General features: G+C 71.3%; 12 protein-coding genes. 6 read left to right on the top strand and 6 right to left on the bottom strand.

Annotated features, from left to right (window positions below; translation table 11 throughout):
- Positions 1 to 13: 13 nt before the first annotated feature.
- From ACIBLA_RS23545 to ACIBLA_RS23530, 4 genes are read left to right on the top strand one after another with little or no spacing between them, the layout of a single operon-like run.
- Entirely contained in the window at positions 14 to 1,843 is a 1,830-nt protein-coding gene (locus ACIBLA_RS23545) for an IucA/IucC family protein (RefSeq protein WP_399199761.1), read from the top strand.
- Positions 1,840 to 3,240 carry a lysine N(6)-hydroxylase/L-ornithine N(5)-oxygenase family protein gene (locus ACIBLA_RS23540; protein WP_399199760.1) on the top strand — a complete coding sequence of 467 codons (1,401 nt, stop codon included), beginning with the start codon at positions 1,840 to 1,842 and terminating at the stop codon, positions 3,238 to 3,240. Before ACIBLA_RS23545 ends, ACIBLA_RS23540 begins: the two co-directional genes overlap by 4 nt.
- Positions 3,237 to 5,045 carry an IucA/IucC family protein gene (locus tag ACIBLA_RS23535; protein WP_399199759.1) on the top strand — a complete coding sequence of 603 codons (1,809 nt, stop codon included), beginning with the start codon at positions 3,237 to 3,239 and terminating at the stop codon, positions 5,043 to 5,045. The genes ACIBLA_RS23540 and ACIBLA_RS23535 overlap by 4 nt, the downstream gene beginning before the upstream one ends.
- Positions 5,042 to 6,418, top strand: coding sequence for a glutamine synthetase family protein (locus ACIBLA_RS23530; protein ID WP_363244664.1), 1,377 nt, complete (start codon positions 5,042 to 5,044; stop codon positions 6,416 to 6,418). The genes ACIBLA_RS23535 and ACIBLA_RS23530 overlap by 4 nt, the downstream gene beginning before the upstream one ends.
- A gap of 14 nt (positions 6,419 to 6,432) precedes the next feature.
- Here the strand turns inward: ACIBLA_RS23530 and ACIBLA_RS23525 are convergent, their stop codons facing one another.
- Together ACIBLA_RS23525 and ACIBLA_RS23520 are read right to left on the bottom strand one after the other, a co-directional pair.
- Entirely contained in the window at positions 6,433 to 7,455 is a 1,023-nt protein-coding gene (locus tag ACIBLA_RS23525; RefSeq protein WP_363244663.1) for an LLM class flavin-dependent oxidoreductase, read from the bottom strand.
- 116 nt (positions 7,456 to 7,571) lie between these two features.
- Positions 7,572 to 8,549 carry an ABC transporter substrate-binding protein gene (locus ACIBLA_RS23520; protein WP_399199758.1) on the bottom strand — a complete coding sequence of 326 codons (978 nt, stop codon included), beginning with the start codon at positions 8,547 to 8,549 and terminating at the stop codon, positions 7,572 to 7,574.
- 270 nt (positions 8,550 to 8,819) lie between these two features.
- Here ACIBLA_RS23520 and ACIBLA_RS23515 point away from each other — a divergent pair, with 270 nt between their 5' ends.
- Positions 8,820 to 9,512: a GPP34 family phosphoprotein gene (locus tag ACIBLA_RS23515; RefSeq protein ID WP_399199757.1), complete on the top strand. Its 693-nt coding sequence runs from the start codon at positions 8,820 to 8,822 to the stop codon at positions 9,510 to 9,512.
- A 29-nt stretch (positions 9,513 to 9,541) separates the two neighbouring features.
- Here the strand turns inward: ACIBLA_RS23515 and ACIBLA_RS23510 are convergent, their stop codons facing one another.
- Positions 9,542 to 10,963: a hypothetical protein gene (locus ACIBLA_RS23510; protein ID WP_399199756.1), complete on the bottom strand. Its 1,422-nt coding sequence runs from the start codon at positions 10,961 to 10,963 to the stop codon at positions 9,542 to 9,544.
- Between the two features lie 113 nt (positions 10,964 to 11,076).
- Here ACIBLA_RS23510 and ACIBLA_RS23505 point away from each other — a divergent pair, with 113 nt between their 5' ends.
- On the top strand, positions 11,077 to 12,393 hold the full coding sequence (locus tag ACIBLA_RS23505; protein WP_363244660.1) for a molybdopterin-dependent oxidoreductase: 1,317 nt from the start codon (positions 11,077 to 11,079) through the stop codon (positions 12,391 to 12,393).
- A 334-nt stretch (positions 12,394 to 12,727) separates the two neighbouring features.
- On the opposite strand, the gene ACIBLA_RS23500 is transcribed toward ACIBLA_RS23505, so the two are convergent.
- From ACIBLA_RS23500 to ACIBLA_RS23490, 3 genes are read right to left on the bottom strand one after another with little or no spacing between them, the layout of a single operon-like run.
- Positions 12,728 to 13,522 carry a methyltransferase domain-containing protein gene (locus ACIBLA_RS23500; RefSeq protein WP_363244659.1) on the bottom strand — a complete coding sequence of 265 codons (795 nt, stop codon included), beginning with the start codon at positions 13,520 to 13,522 and terminating at the stop codon, positions 12,728 to 12,730.
- Positions 13,519 to 14,166, bottom strand: coding sequence for a DUF2064 domain-containing protein (locus ACIBLA_RS23495; RefSeq protein WP_399199755.1), 648 nt, complete (start codon positions 14,164 to 14,166; stop codon positions 13,519 to 13,521). The genes ACIBLA_RS23500 and ACIBLA_RS23495 overlap by 4 nt, the downstream gene beginning before the upstream one ends.
- On the bottom strand, positions 14,163 to 14,867 hold the full coding sequence (locus ACIBLA_RS23490) for a glycosyltransferase family 2 protein (RefSeq protein ID WP_399199753.1): 705 nt from the start codon (positions 14,865 to 14,867) through the stop codon (positions 14,163 to 14,165). The genes ACIBLA_RS23495 and ACIBLA_RS23490 overlap by 4 nt, the downstream gene beginning before the upstream one ends.
- Positions 14,868 to 14,912 lie beyond the last annotated feature (45 nt).

The following is a 14,912-nucleotide window of genomic DNA, read 5'->3' as shown; positions in this document are numbered from 1 at the left end:
CTGGTCCGGAGGAGTGGAAGGGCCGGAGGGGCTGGATTGGGTCGCCACTCGCGAAGCGGCGGAGGGGCGCGGTGGGGCGCACGCGCCCAGCGACCCCCTCGATCATCCCGATCACCTCCGCGCCGCCGACTCCGCCGCCACCGAGGCGTTGCTGCGTGCGTACGTCCGGGAGACCCACGTCGACGTGCCCGGTCCAGGCGGTGTGTTACATCTGCCCCTGCCGTGCAGCGCGTTGACCCTGCGCGTGCCCGTCCGCCATCGGTCCGTCACCGGGTGGCACCGGTTCGGGGCCGTCCAGGTTGTCGCCGATGGGCAGGGGCGCGGCAGCATGCCCGGTGATGTCGGGCTCGTCGCCGCCGCGCTCGTGCGGGAGTCCACCCTCGGGCGCGGCGTGTTGCCGCATCTTGGTGGGGATGCCGTCGCCCGTGTGCTCAACTCCGCCGCGCGGACCGGGGCGCATCTCGTCCGGCGGCGGGTCGAGAAGCCGGGGGCGCGGGGGGCGACGCCCTTTCTCGATGCCGAGCAGGCGCTGCTCCTCGGGCATCCCTTCCACCCCGCGCCCAAGAGCCGCGAAGAGGCGTCGGACAGTGAACTCGACGCGTACTCACCGGAGTTGCGAGGGGAGTTTCCGCTGCACTGGTTCGCCGTGCACCCGGACATCCTCGTCGGCGAGAGCGCCGACGGACGTACCCCCGCCGAGCTGCTGCGGCCACTCACCGCCGGGCTCGGCCAGCAGCCGGACGGGATGACCGTGGTGCCCGCGCATCCGTGGCAGGCCAGGGACATCCTCGCGCGGCCCGCCGTCGGCGCGCTCGTCGACGCGGGGCTGCTGCGGCCCCTCGGGCCCGCCGGGCCGCACTGGTACCCCACGTCCTCCGTACGGACCGTGCACCGGCCCGACGCGGACGTGATGCTCAAGCTCTCCCTCGGCATGCGCATCACCAACTCCCGCCGTAACAACCTCCGTAGCGAGATGCGCCTCGGCGTGCGCGCCGCGCGGCTGCTCGCCGCCGGGCCCGCCGCCCGACTGCGCGCCGAGCACCCGGAGTTCGGGCTCCTGCGCGACTTCGGGTGGGTTTCAGCGGGGCTCGAAGGCGAGACCGGGCTGGAAACCGCCGTACGCGACAACCCCTTCAAGACCGGCGGGCCGCAGGGCCTCTGCGTCGCCGGGATCGTCGCCGAGCGCACCGGGCCCGGCGACGGCTCGCCGCCCGCGTACCGCTCGCTGCTCTCCGAGGCCGTCGCCCGTACCGCCCGCGCCCACGGCGTCTCCACCGCCGAGGCGTCCGCGCGCTGGCTGGCCGCGTATCTCGACGTCCTCGCCGTCCCGCTCATCAGGCTCCAGGCGTGGTACGGCATCGCCCTGGAGCCGCACCACCAGAACACGCTCGTCGCGCTCGACGCGCACGGGCTGCCGCGCGCCGGCTGGTACCGCGACAGCCAGGGCTACTACGTCGCCGCCTCCCACGCGGCAGCCGTGGAGCGGCTGTTGCCGGGCGCGGCCGACGGGCTCGATCTCGTCTTCGACGACGCGTTCGTGGACGAGCGCGTCGCGTACTACCTCGGCATCAACAACCTCCTCGGCCTCGTCGGCGCGTTCGGCGCGCTCGGGCTCGCCGACGAGGGCGACCTGCTGCGTGTGCTGCGCGCCCGGCTGGAGCGGCTGCGGGCCGCCGAGCCCGGCGCGCGGGGCCTGCTCGACCTGTTGCTCGACGCGCCCGTGCTGCGGTGCAAGGGCAACTACCTGACCTGCGTCGACGGGCTCGACGAACTCGTCGGCGACGTCCAGTCCCAGTCCGTCTACGTCGACCTGACCAACCCCCTCGCGGAGGCCCACCGGTGACCGATTCCGATACGCGTGTGTACGACCTGGTCGGCATCGGGATCGGCCCGTTCAACCTCTCGCTCGCCGCGCTGGCGGACGGCGCACCGGACCTGCGCACCCTGTTCCTCGACGCGAAGCCCGCGTTCTCCTGGCACCCCGGCCTGCTGATGGAGGGCACCACCCTCCAAGTCCCCTTCCTGGCCGACCTGGTGACGATGGTCGACCCGACCAGCCCGTGGTCGTACCTCAACTACCTGCGCCATCACGACCGGATGTTCCCCTTCTTCTTCTCCGAGCGCTTCCACATACCGCGCCGCGAGTACGACGCCTACTGCCGCTGGGTCTCTGACGGACTGCCGTCGTGCCAATTCGACGCCCATGTGGACGAGTTGGGCTGGGACGAGAAGGACGACGTCTTCGTCGTCGGCCACCGCGCGGCGGACGGCACCCTCACGCGCGTGCGCGCCCGGCAGGTCGTCCTCGGGGTGGGGACGAACCCGGTCGTGCCGGAGCCGCTGCGCCCGCTGCTCACGGAGGGTGCCCAGGCAGGCCGTGTCCTGCACAGCGCCGACTACCGCACGCACCGCGCGCGGCTCGCCACCTGCGACGACGTGACCGTCATCGGCGCCGGCCAGTCCGGCGCGGAGGTCGCGCTCGACCTGCTGCGGCACCAGGACGGGGACGGGGCGGGCGGACCGTACGTCCGCTGGCTCGCCCGCACGAACGCCTTCGCGCCGATGGAGTACTCCAAGATCGGCCTCGAACACTTCACGCCCGACTACATCCGCTACTTCCGCGCGCTGCCCGAGGAGCGGCGCGAACAGCTCGTACGGGAACAGTGGCAGCTCTACAAGGGCGTCAGCGAGGAGACGCTGGCCGAGCTGCACGACGAGCTGTACGAGCGGACGATCGGGGGCGCCGAGCCGAGGGCGGCGCTGCATCCGGGAGTCGCGGTGGTGAAGGCCGAAGTACACGACGACCGCTACGTTCTGACATGCCGTCACGCACAGCAGGACGCCCTTTTCGAGATCCGTACGTCCGCGATCGTGTCGGCGACCGGATATGCGGCGTCGCGCCCCGCCTTCCTCGACGGCGAGGACGGCCTCGGGGCGCTCGTCGACTGGGACGAGAAGGGCCGCTACCGGATCGACGGCGACTACCGCGTCTCGCTCGACCCCCGCATATCGGGCCGGCTGTACGTCCAGAACGCCGAACTGCACACGCACGGCATCGGCGCGCCCGATCTGACGCTGGGCGCCTGGCGCGCGGCGACGATCCTGAACGCGGTGGCGGGGCGCTCGGTGCTGCGGGTGCCGCGGCGGGCGGCGTGGACGACGTTCGGGGTGCCGATGCCTAGCAACAGCCAACTCGCCCACAGCCAACTCGCCCTGTCGGAGGAGAAGAAGCACCGATGAACCAACCCAACCGGGACGCCTGGCGGGAGGCCGGCCGACGGCTGCTGGTCAAGGCCGTGGAGGAGTTCGCGTACGAGGAACTGCTGGTCCCCGTACCCGACAGCGAAAGCGGCCCCCACGCCTACCGGCTCGACCTCGGCGACGACGTCCACTGGACGCTGCGCGCCACCCGGGGCACCTTCGGCACCTGGCGCGTCGAGCCCGCCGGCCTGCGCCGCCACCACCCGGCCACCCCCGACGGCCAAGAGGCGGGCCCTGAACGGCTGTTGTTCGACGCTCGTGCCGTGCTCGGGTGGGACGGTGCCACCACGGCCGAGGTCCTGCGCGAACTGATCGCCACCCGGCGGGCCGACGCCGTGGCCATCGCCAACGCGCTGCCCGCCGGCGCGCTGGCCGATCTCGGTCATCTGGAGCTGGAGGCGTACCAGGACGGGCATCCCTGCATGCTCCTCAACAAGGGCCGTCTCGGCTTCTCCGCCTCCGACACCGCCGCCTACGCGCCCGAATCGGCCTCCGACGTACGGCTGTTGTGGGCGGCCGTGCACTGCGACCTCGCCGTGTACTCCGGCGTTCCCGGCCTCGACGCGGAGCGACTGCTCGCCGAGGAGCTGGACCCGGCCACGCGGGAACGTTTCGCCGCCGTCCTCGCCGAGGAGTGCGCCGAGACGGGCCTGGCCGCCGACGCCTTCGTATGGCTGCCCGTGCACCCCTTCCACTGGGACGAGGCCGTCGCCACCCTCTTCGCGCCCTACCTCGCCGAAGGCCGCGTCGTGCTGCTCGGGCAGAGCGACGACCGCTACCGCCCCCTCCAGTCCATCCGCACCCTCGCCAACATCGACCATCCGCACCGCCGCAACGTCAAGGTCCCGCTCCTCATCCGCAACACCCTGGTGTGGCGCGGGCTTTCGACCGAGGCGACCGAGGCCGCCCCCGATGTGAGCGCATGGCTGCACTCCGTACGGGACGCCGACCCGTATCTGCGCGACGAGCTGCGCATCCATCCGCTCGGCGAGGTCGCGGCCGTCGCCGTGAGCCATCCGCTGTACGAGTCGGTCAAGGACGCGCCGTACCGTTACCACGAACTCCTCGGCGCCGTCTGGCGCGAGCCGGTCGCCGCGCTGCTCGACACCGAGGCGGGTGAACGGGCCCGCACCATGGCCGCGTTGCTCAAGACCGGGTCCGACGGGCGGTCGCTCACCGCCGAGTTGGTCGCGCGCTCCGGGCTCGCGCCCGCCACGTGGCTGGAACGGTTCTTCGGCGCGCTGCTGCCGGGGCTGCTGCACTACCTCTACCGCTACGGCGTCGCGTTCTGCCCGCACGGCGAGAACACCGTCGTCCTCTTCGACCGCGACGAGATCCCCATCGGCATCGCCGTCAAGGACTTCGCCGAGGACGTGAACCTGCTGCCCGGCGCCAGGCCCGAGTACGCGGGACTCCCCGAGCGCGCCGACCGTGTCCTGCTCCGCTGGCCGGCCCACGAGCTGGCGCACTCACTGCTCAGCGCCGTGTTCGCCGGGCACTTCCGCTTCTTCGCACCGCTGTGCGCCGATCAACTCGACCTGAGCGAAGACGAGTTCTGGGCACTCGTACGCGCCGAGATCGAGCGCTACCACCGCCGCTTTCCCGAGCTGGCCGACCGCTTCGACGCGTACGGGCTCCTCGCCCCGTCCTTCGACCGCGTCGCCCTCAACCGTGAACAGCTCCTGGGCGGCGGCTTCCACGACCGCTCGGAACGCGACGAGGGCTTCGACGTCGTCCACGGCACCGTGCCGAACCCGCTGGCACGAACGGAGGACCGGATATGACCGACCCGTACGAGACACTGCGCGCCGCGTACGGAGCCGGAAGCGTCGAGGAAGTCGTCGTCGCCGTCCCCGACCTCCAGGGCCGCCTCCAGGGCAGCCGCCTGTCCGTCCCCTACTTCCTGGCGGAGACGGCCGACAGCGCCACGGCGGGCTTCGGCGCCTGCGTGTATCTCCTCGCCTCCGACGTGGAGATGGACACCCGACCCGGCTACGCGATCGACGCCTGGCAGACCGGTTTCGGGGACTTCCTCCTGCGCCCCGACCCCACCACCCTGCGCACGCACCTCCCCTGGGACGACGGCACCGCCCTGGTCCTGGCGGACGCGCACTGGCCGGGCACTGCCTCCGACTCCCCGGTCGCCGTCGCCCCCCGCCATATCCTCCGCACCCAGCTCGACCGCCTCAGCGAACACGGCCTGACCGCCCTGGCCGGTACGGAACTCGAATTCCTCGTCTTCCTGGCCACCTACCGCGCCGCCCACGAATCCCGCTACCAGGACCTGACACCGGCCACCACGTACAACGTCGACTACTCGCTCCAGGGCCTGACCGACATCGAGCCAGTCGTACGCCGTATCCGGCGCGAGATGGGCCGGGCGGGGCTGGCGATGGAGACGGCGCGCGGGGAGTGCCACGCGGGGCAGTACGAGATCGTCTTCCGTTACGCGGAGGCGATGACGACCTGCGACAACCACGTCTTCTTCAAGAACGGCGCCAAACAGATCGCCGCCCAGGAGGGCGTGGCGCTGACCTTCATGCCCAAGTTCGACGAGGGCGAGGGCAATTCCTGCCACATCCACCTGTCGCTGCGCGCCACGGACGGCACCGCCGTCCTCGCGGACGACGCCACCGCCGACGGGATGTCGGACCTGATGCGTCACTTCGTGGCCGGCCAACTCGCCTGCCTGCCGGACTTCACGCTGCTGATGGCGCCGAACATCAACTCGTACAAGCGCCTCCAGCCGGGCGCGTTCGCGCCGACGGGCATCACCTGGGGCCGCGACAACCGGACGTGCCCGATACGCGTGGTGGGTACGGGCTCCTCGCTGCGGATCGAACACCGCGTCCCCGGCGGGGACGCCAACCCGTACCTCGCGGTCGCGGCGGCCATCGCGGCGGGCCTGTACGGGATCGAGCACCGCCTCCCACTCCCGCCCCCGCACCGGGAGAACGCCCTGGCCGACCCGTCGGTGCCCCGTCTGCCAAGCACACTCACGGAGGCGCTGCACCGCTGGGAGAACAGCGAGATCGCCGCGAAGGTCTTCGGCGAGCAGACGGTCGGGCACTACGCGCAGGCGGCCCGGACCGAACTGGCGTCGTTCGAGACGTCGGTGACGGACTGGGAGCGGATGCGGGGCTTCGAGCGGCTGTAGTCGCGGAAAGCCGGTCAGCGCCAGCCGAGCTCCGGTGCCACGTGAGTAAGGATGCTCTCGAGTAGATGCACGTTGTAGTCGACGCCGAGCTGATTCGGGATGGTCAGCAGTAGGCTGTCTGCGGCCTGAATAGCCTCATCGTCCTGAAGTTGCTTCACCAGCACGTCCGGCTCGGCGGCGTACGAGCGACCGAAGATCGCCCTTGTCGTGTCGTCGACCATCCCGATCTGGTCCCGCGAGTTGCGGTCCTGACCGAAGTAGGCTCTGTCGAGATCATTGGTGAGAGCGAATATGCTGCGACTGACCGACACCCGAGGTTCTCGCGTATGGCCCGCCTCTCTGTAAGCCTCGCGGTACGCTTCGATCTGCTTACGCTGCTGGACGTGGAGTGGCTCGCCCGTCTCGTCGATCTTCAGCGTGGAACTCTGAAGGTTCATCCCCCGCTGCGCGGCCCAAACGGCGGTCGCGTCCGAGCTGGAGCCCCACCAGATGCGCTCCCGCAGGCCCGCGGAGTGCGGCTCGATGCGCAGTAGCCCTGGCGGGTTGGGGAACATGGGTCGCGGGTTGGGCTTGGCGAATCCATCCCCCTCGATCACCTTGAGGAATTCGTCGGTGTGCCGCCGGGCGATATCCTTGTCGGTCTCTCCCTCGCCGGTGGAATAGCCGAAGTAGCGCCACCCGTCGATCACCTGCTCGGGCGATCCGCGGCTGATGCCGAGCTGGAGCCGGCCGCCCGAGATGAGATCAGCGGCACCGGCGTCCTCCGCCATGTACAACGGATTCTCATAGCGCATGTCGATCACGCCGGTACCGATCTCGATCTTCGAGGTTCGTGCACCGATGGCCGAAAGCAGTGGAAACGGGCTCGCGGCCTGCCGCGCGAAGTGGTGCACCCGGAAGTACGCACCGTCCAGACCCGCTTCCTCGGCGGCCACCGCCAAGTCGATGGACTGGTGGAGAAAATCGGCAGCGGACCGAGTCTTGGAGTACTCACTCGCCGACCAGTGGCCGAACGAGAGAAAACCTATCTTCTTCATGCACCCTTCAAGCGTTCAACGAGCCTGATCAATTCCCCACTCGAATCACACCGGCTGGGTCAGGGCGCCGCCGGACGCAGCGCGGCCGCCCGGCGTCGACAACATTTCGGGCACGTCTATTCGGGTGCGGAAGCGCCGTAGTTCTTCTCGATCTCGTCCAGCACCATGCCCGCGCCCGTGTAACCGATGCCCAGCATCCACAGGTTGTCGTCGACCTTGAACGCCGTCTCCTGCTTCACCGCCGCCAGGTTCTTCCAGAGCGGGCCGCCGATGATGTCGGTCTCCTTGGCCTTCTTCGCGTCGCCGTAGGTGGAGTAGAAGATGACGTCCGCGTCCGCCTGGTCGATCTTCTCCGGGCTGACGTCGAGCGAGAAGCCGTCCTTGTCCTGATTGGCCGGGCGGCCCACGCCGAGGTCGCCGAAGATCGAGCCGACGAACGTGTCGTTGAGGTACAGGCGGGTGTCGGCGCCCTCCACGAAGCGGACGAAGCCGAACATGGTCTTCTTCGCCGTCTTCGGGCCGCCGAGCGTCGTGGTCAGCTCCTCGACCCGGGTGTCGTAGGCGTCGGCGATCGTCTTGGCCTCCGCCGTCCTGCCGAGGGCGTCGGCGTGCAGCTCGAAGTTCTCGCGCCAGTTGGGGCCTGTGGTGTCGGAGAAGACGGTCGGGGCGATCTCCGACAGCGGCTTGTAGTTCTTCTCGTCGCGGATCTTGCTGCTCAGGATCAGGTCGGGCTTGAGCGCGGCGATGGCTTCGAGGTTCGGCTCGGCGATCAGGCCCACGGACTTGATGCCCTTGAGCTTGTCCGCCGGGAGGTACGTGGAGAACGGCACGTCCGCGACGGCCGTCGTGGCGCCGACCGGTGTGATCCCGAGCGTGACCGCGGAGTCGAGCGCGTCCGTGTCGAGGACGACGACGCGCTTGGGGTCGTCCTTGACCTTCACCTCGCCCATGGCGGTCGTGACGGAGTGCGTGGCTCCCGAACCGGCCTTGTCAGCAGGCTCGTCGCTGTCGCCGCCACCGCACGCGGCGAGCGAGACGGCGAGCGCCGTGACCGTGGCGGCCACGCTGATACGGCGAGTGAGGTGTGTGGACACGTGCGGAGGCCTCCCTGACGGCAGCCCGGAGTCTGCCCGGACGAAACTAAGGCAAACCTAACCTCGGCGATGCCGGGCCAACAACTCCCGGACATCACGGTCCAGTCACAGGGCCCGCACATGCCGCCCCTTCGAGATCCAAGAAATCCTGTCTGGCCCCCAGCTCAGAAAAACCAGACCGACAGGGCTTCGGGAGCCGTTCGCGTTCTTCACGCGTCCCTAGGGGAAGACGTGCGAATACCCCCCACCGTTCGAGGAGAGACAAGCGTCATGGACCACCCCACGAACACCCCGGCCGAGACCACCCTGGGCGAGCAGTTGCTTCTCCTGTCGCTGGACGACGAGTCCGGGGCCGAGAAGGAGTCGGCGAACGTCGCCTACGCCATCGCCGCGGCGTCACTGGTCGAGCTGGCGCTGGCGGGCCGGATCGAGGTCGACGGGGACGAGGTGACCGTCCGCGACGCGGCGCCCCTGGATGATCCCACCCTCGACGCGGCGCTCGCCGACATCGCCGGCGGGGAGAAGAAGCGCCGGGCGCGCAAGACGAAGGAGTGGATCGAGCACCTGAAGCGCGGCGCGGTGGCCGGGACGACCAAGAGCCTTGTGGCGAAGGGGCTCGTCCGGGAGCAGAAGAAGAAGGTGCTCGGCCTCTTCCCCGTGACCCGCTACCCGGAGGCCGACGGTTCGGTGGAGGCGGCGCTGCGGCTGAGGCTCGACGAGGTCGTGATGCGGGGGGTGACCCCGGACGAGCGCACGGCGAGTCTGGTGGCGCTGCTGCACGGGGCGAAGCTCCAGGGACTGCTGTACGCCAAGCCGGAGTTGGCGACGGCCAAGGAGAACATGGAGCGGATCGCGCACAGCGAGTGGGCGGCGCCCGCGGTGCGGCAGGCGATCAAGGCGGCGGAGGACGCGCTGACGACGATCGTCGTGGTGACGATGGTGACGACGGTCGCCTCCACCTGACGCATCTGGGACGCATCCTGGGCGCGGCCTCACCAGCCGGTGAAGACAAGGTGGTTGATGAGCAGCGCGACGGCCGCCTGACCGGCCAGCCATCCCCGCCTCCGGCCGGGCAGCAGGGCGGTGGCGGGGATCAGCCACAGCATGAACGGCAGCCAGATGCGCTCCGTCTCCGCCTTGCTCATCCCGGACAGATCGGCGGCCAGGATCGCGAGCAGCGCCGCCAGGACGAGAACGGCGAGGCGCAGCACGGGGGTTGGCGCGGAGGGTGTGCGGGCGGGGCGGAGTTCTCGTACGGCGCGGGGCGTCAGCGCCAGCACCCGGCCGAGACCGGCCACCGTCGCGAGGCCGACCGCCAGGGTGGTGGCGGCGAGGTTCGCCCAGATCCAGTACGAGTACGGGCGCAGCCCGCCCGCGCCCTGGTAGTAGCGCACGACCAACTCCTGGTACGCCTCCCACCAGTTGAACCCGGCGAGCGTGAAAGCCACCGGCACCACCGCCGTGCCGAGCAGGACCAGGGGCAATGGGCGCGCGGTGCGGGCCAGCACGAGGACCCCCAGGCCGGGCACCGCCATGAGCGTGAGGCCGTACGAGAGGTAGCAGGTGAACCCGTACAGCAGCCCGGCACCCAGCGCCGCGGCGGCGGGGAAGCGCGTCGTACGAGTCGCGGCGAGCGCGAGCAGGGCGAGCGACCAGGCGGCGACGCCCGCGAAGTAGCCGTCGGCCGATGTGCCCATCCAGACGGCGGCGGGGGCCAGTGCCAGGAACGGTGCCGCGCGGCGCGCCGTCCCCTCGTCGGTCAGCGCGCGCACCGTGACGAGTACGGCGGCCACGGCCGAACCGCCGAGCACGATGCACCAGACACCCGCCCATGAGCCGCCGCCGAGGCCGATGCGGTCGAGCCAGACGAAGGTGAGGGTGGCGCCCGGCGGATGGCCCGCGACGTGTGCGGGCCAGTTGCCGGGCGGGCCGATCACGATGTGCTCGGAGAAGCCGCGCAGCGTCGCGCCGATGTCGGTGAAGCGGTCGATGACGGTGAGGTATTCGTTCTTGGTGGTGAGCCGGCGCGCCACGCCCCAGTGCCAGCCGTCGATGAGCGCCAGCGAGAACGTCCACGCCAGCGCGGCGGCCCAGGTGGTGAGGAGGAGCGCCCGCCATGGCAGCCGGGCGGCGAGGCCGGGGCCGTACGCGATGATCAGGACGGCGACGGCGAGGGCGGCGGGGGTGCCCGGCCCGACGCGCGGGTCCCAGGTGCCGAGCAGCGGTGGCCAGTTGACCCGGAGGCTGCCGTCGGCGTGCTGGATCGCCCGGCCCACGAACACGGCGGCGGTGACGAGCGCGACGCCGACCGCGGCGGCGGCGAGATCCCGGCGGTGGGGGCGATGGGATGGGCGGGCCGCGCCCGCGTGGGGGTGCGTGTCCGCCGGCAGATGTCCGCGTTCGTCGGTCTTCACCCCGGCACGTTATGCAGCGGGTGAGCCGTTGCGGTGGTGTGGCGGGGCCACGTCACCATTTCGTCAGAAGTCGTACCACCTCGCGGGCGGGTGCACGGGCTTACGGTCGCCGTATGGAACAGCCCCCCGTGCGGTCAAGACTCTCGAAACTGCCTCCGCTGCCGTCGGACCCCGGCTTCTGGCGCAGTCCGGTGCGCGGCGTCCGGTTCACCGGGGTGCTGGGTCTGGTCCTGCTGGTCGGGCTGACGCTGGTGTTCGTGACGGGCCTGCTGTCGTACGCGGCGTACAACCCGGATCTCGCGCCCGTCAACGACAAGACGCCGGACCGGGGATGGCTGGGCTTCTACCTCTTCGACTGGCCGACGGACCCGTACTGGCTCTACCGCCTCAACCAGGGATTCCATGTCACCGTCGGCATCGCGCTGATCCCGGTGGTGCTGGCGAAGCTCTGGTCGGTGATCCCGAGACTGTTCACGCTGCCGCCGGTGAAGTCGCTGGCGCACGCGCTGGAGCGGATCTCGCTGCTGCTGCTGGTGGGCGGGGTGCTGTTCGAGATCATCACCGGGGTGCTCAACATCCAGTTGGACTACATCTTTCCGGGGTCCTTCTACGTACTGCACTTCTACGGGGCGTGGGTGTTCTTCGGGGCGTTCGTGGCGCATGCGGCGCTGAAGCTGCCGAAGGCGCTGCGGGCGATCCGTAGTGGCGAGCTGCGGTCGGGGCCCCCGCCGGGTGGGGGAGCGGGCGCGTACCGCGCTCCCGGTGGTCCCGCCGACGACGATCTGGTGTCCCGCGCGCCCGCCGCGCCGACCGTCACGCGGCGCGGCGCCTTCGCGGTGGTCGGCGCGGGTTCGCTGTTCATGCTGCTCACGACGGCGGGCCGGAGCTTCGACCAGCCGCTGCGCCGTACCGCGCTGCTCGCCCCGCACGGCTGGGAGGATCCGGGCGGCGGGCCGAACGGGTTCCAGATCAACAAGACCGCCGCGTCCGTCGGGGTCAGGGCCGCCGACACGACGGACCGGTGGCGGCTGGCCCTCAACGGTCCCGCCGGGGAGATCCTGCTCTCGCGCGCACAACTCCTCGCCATGGCCCAGCACACCTCCGAGCTGCCGATCGCGTGCGTGGAGGGCTGGTCGACGTCGAACCAGTCCTGGCGCGGCGTACGCCTGCGGGACCTCGCCGCGCTCGCCGGGTTTCCGGGTGACAGCCCACCGGGGGTGTTCGTGGAGTCCCTTCAGCCCAGGGGCGCTTTCCGGTCCGGCGCCCTGCGCGACAACCAGGTGCGCGACGGCCGCTCGCTGCTGGCGCTGAGGGTCAACGGCGAGGACCTGTCGCTCGATCACGGCTTCCCGGCGCGGATCATCGTCCCTGCCGCGCCCGGCGTACTGAACACCAAGTGGGTCACCAAGCTGACGTTCGGAGCGGTCTGATGAGCTTGCGGAATCGCGGAGATCTCGCCCGCGAGTACCGGGCCCTGCTGGGCAGTCCGTTCCAGGTCGTGCTGCTGCTCGCCACGCTCGCGTTCGCGGGCTACGTGGGTGTACGGCTGCTGAACGGCGAGACGTTCCTGATCGTGGTGTGGTTCGTCGGCGCCGCGCTCGTGCACGATCTCGTCCTGCTGCCGCTCTACACGGCCGCCGACCGTACGGTGGCCGCCGCACTGGGACCCCGGCGCCGGCTCGTCAACTTCGTACGCGTACCGGCCTTCTTGTCATTGCTGCTCCTGCTGGTGTGGTTCCCGCTGATCACGGGGCAGGTGAGGCGCTACGAGCCGTACAGCGCGCTGTCGCCGGACGGGTTCCTGGCGCGCTGGCTGCTGGTGACGGCCGCGTTGTTCGTGTGCTCGGCGCTCTGTCTGGTCACGCGGGCGGTGCTGCGGCGCAGGGCCACGAAGGGCCGGCCCTCCGCCTCCCACTGATCGACGGGGTGCCAGCCGAGGGCCCGCCCGTACCGGAGCAGGGCCGGGGTGCCCAGCCGGGCCCAGGGGAAGTGTGAACCCGCCGCGCCGCCGGGTGCGGGGCGGCGCCCGTCGTCCACCCGTACGCGTACGCGCTCGTCGATGTCCACGGGCGCGGTCTCGGCGATGATCAGCCCGCCGTGCGTCAGCAGCCCGCCGGCCCGGATGAGCAGACCGCCCGGATCGCCGCCGATGCCGATGTTGCCGTCCACGAGCAGGACGGTGCCCCAACGCCCCTCGCCGGGAAGGGGATCGAAGACGGAGCGCCGCAGGGCGGAGCCGCCGAGGCGCAGCGTGCGCTCGACGGCCGCCGCGCTGACGTCGACGCCCAGGGCCCGCCGGCCACGGGCCGCGAGCGCGGCGACGAAGCGGCCGGGGCCGCAGCCGATGTCCAGGACGGCGCCCTCGCAGCGGCGCAGGGCGGAGAGGTCGGCGGCGTCGGCGCGCGCGCACCAGCGTTCGACGTCGAGGGGCAGCAGCCAGCCGTCCGTACGGCGCAGGAAGAGCGGGCCGTGGCCGGCGCGGAGCGCGTCGGCGTACGGATCATCGCTCCAGGCGGCGGTCTCGACGGTCTCACTGGTCTCCCTGGTCTCCGTCGTCACCGGGCGCCCACCGGGGTCAGCCGGCGGAAGGTGGCGGCGAACCGTCCGTGCGGGGCGAGCGAGGCGACGTACTCGGCGTCGGCCGCCGAATCCACGTCGCGCAGGGGTGGCAGATCGTGGACGGTCAGCCCGGCGTCGACGAGACGGCGGCGCTGTACGGCGCCGGTCTCCGGTACGGACATGGGCACCCCGCGAATGAGATCCGGCGGCGCGCACTCGGGCGCGGCGAGACCGAGCGCCCAGAAGCCGCCGTCGTCGGCGGGCCCGAACCAGGCGTCGCAGCCGCCGACGGGGCCGAGGAGGGCGGGGGCCATCTGCGCGGGCGTGATCTGCGGGGTGTCCATGCCGACGAGGAGCGTCGGCCCCGTACACCCGGCGAAGGCGGCGGCCAGCCGCTCGTCCAGCCCGCCCGCGCACTGCGGGACCACGTCGATGCCCGGCGGCAGCCAGGGTCCCGGGCGGCCTTCGAGGACGAGGACGCGGCGGCGGGCGGGGAGGGCGAGGACGGTGCGCAGGGTGTCGACGAGGGCGGCCTCGGCGAGGAGGGCGGCCTCGGTGGCGCTGAAGGGCGGGGTGAGACGGGTCTTGACGCGGCCGGGGACGGGGGCCTTGGCGATGACGAGGAGGGTGGTGGGGGAGGTCACTTGGCGGCCTCCGTGGGCACGAGTGCCGCTGTCGGCTGACTCAGTACGGCGCGCATGTCGCGCACGGCGTGCCAGGTGCCCAGCCAGGTGCCGGTGACCTTGGACTTCCCGGTACGCGGCAGGTAGGGCACGTCGGTCTCGGTGACCGTCAGCCCGGCGTCGGACGCGCGCACGACCATCTCCAGCGGGTAGCCGCTGCGCCGGTCGGTGAGGCCGAGCGCGAGCAGGTCCGCGCGGCGGGCGGCGCGCAGGGGGCCGAGGTCGTGGAGCCGTACGCCGGTACGGCGGCGCAGCATCCGGGAGAGGGCGAAATTTCCGGCACGGGCGTGCGCGGGCCAGGCGCCGCGGCCCTGCGGGCGGCGACGGCCGAGCATCAAGTCGGTGCGCCCGAGGGCGACTTGGCGCACGAGGTAGGGGAGGAGACCGGGGTCGAGGGAACCGTCGCAGTCGCAGAAGCACACGTACTCGGACTCGGCGGCGAGGAGTCCGGCGTGGCAGGCGGCACCGAACCCGCGCCGCGGTTCGTGCACGACGGTCGCGCCGAGCGAGCGTGCGACGTCCGCCGAGCCGTCGATGGAGCCGTTGTCGACGACGATCGCGCGCCAGCCGACGGGGATGTGTTCCAGCACCCAGGGCAGTGCGGCTGCCTCGTCGAGGCAGGGAAGGACGACGTCGGCGGTGAGATCAGCGAAGAGGGTCACGGTACTTACCCTACGGACCATAAAGCCGCATACCGGACTTCTGGT

It is taken from the genome of Streptomyces sp. NPDC050433 (genome assembly GCF_044458565.1).
In the GTDB taxonomy this organism is placed as follows: domain Bacteria; phylum Actinomycetota; class Actinomycetes; order Streptomycetales; family Streptomycetaceae; genus Streptomyces.
Note: the sequence above shows the minus strand (reverse complement) of the source record. Positions and strands in the feature narration are given on the sequence as shown.

Excerpts from the sequence above, each read along its gene's own strand:
- ACIBLA_RS23535 (WP_399199759.1), top strand. The coding sequence starts at position 3,237 with ATGAACCAACCCAACCGGGACGCCTGGCGGGAGGCCGGCCGACGGCTG.
- ACIBLA_RS23530 (WP_363244664.1), top strand. The coding sequence starts at position 5,042 with ATGACCGACCCGTACGAGACACTGCGCGCCGCGTACGGAGCCGGAAGC.
- ACIBLA_RS23525 (WP_363244663.1), bottom strand. The coding sequence starts at position 7,455 with ATGAAGAAGATAGGTTTTCTCTCGTTCGGCCACTGGTCGGCGAGTGAG.
- ACIBLA_RS23515 (WP_399199757.1), top strand. The coding sequence starts at position 8,820 with ATGGACCACCCCACGAACACCCCGGCCGAGACCACCCTGGGCGAGCAG.
- ACIBLA_RS23505 (WP_363244660.1), top strand. The coding sequence starts at position 11,077 with ATGGAACAGCCCCCCGTGCGGTCAAGACTCTCGAAACTGCCTCCGCTG.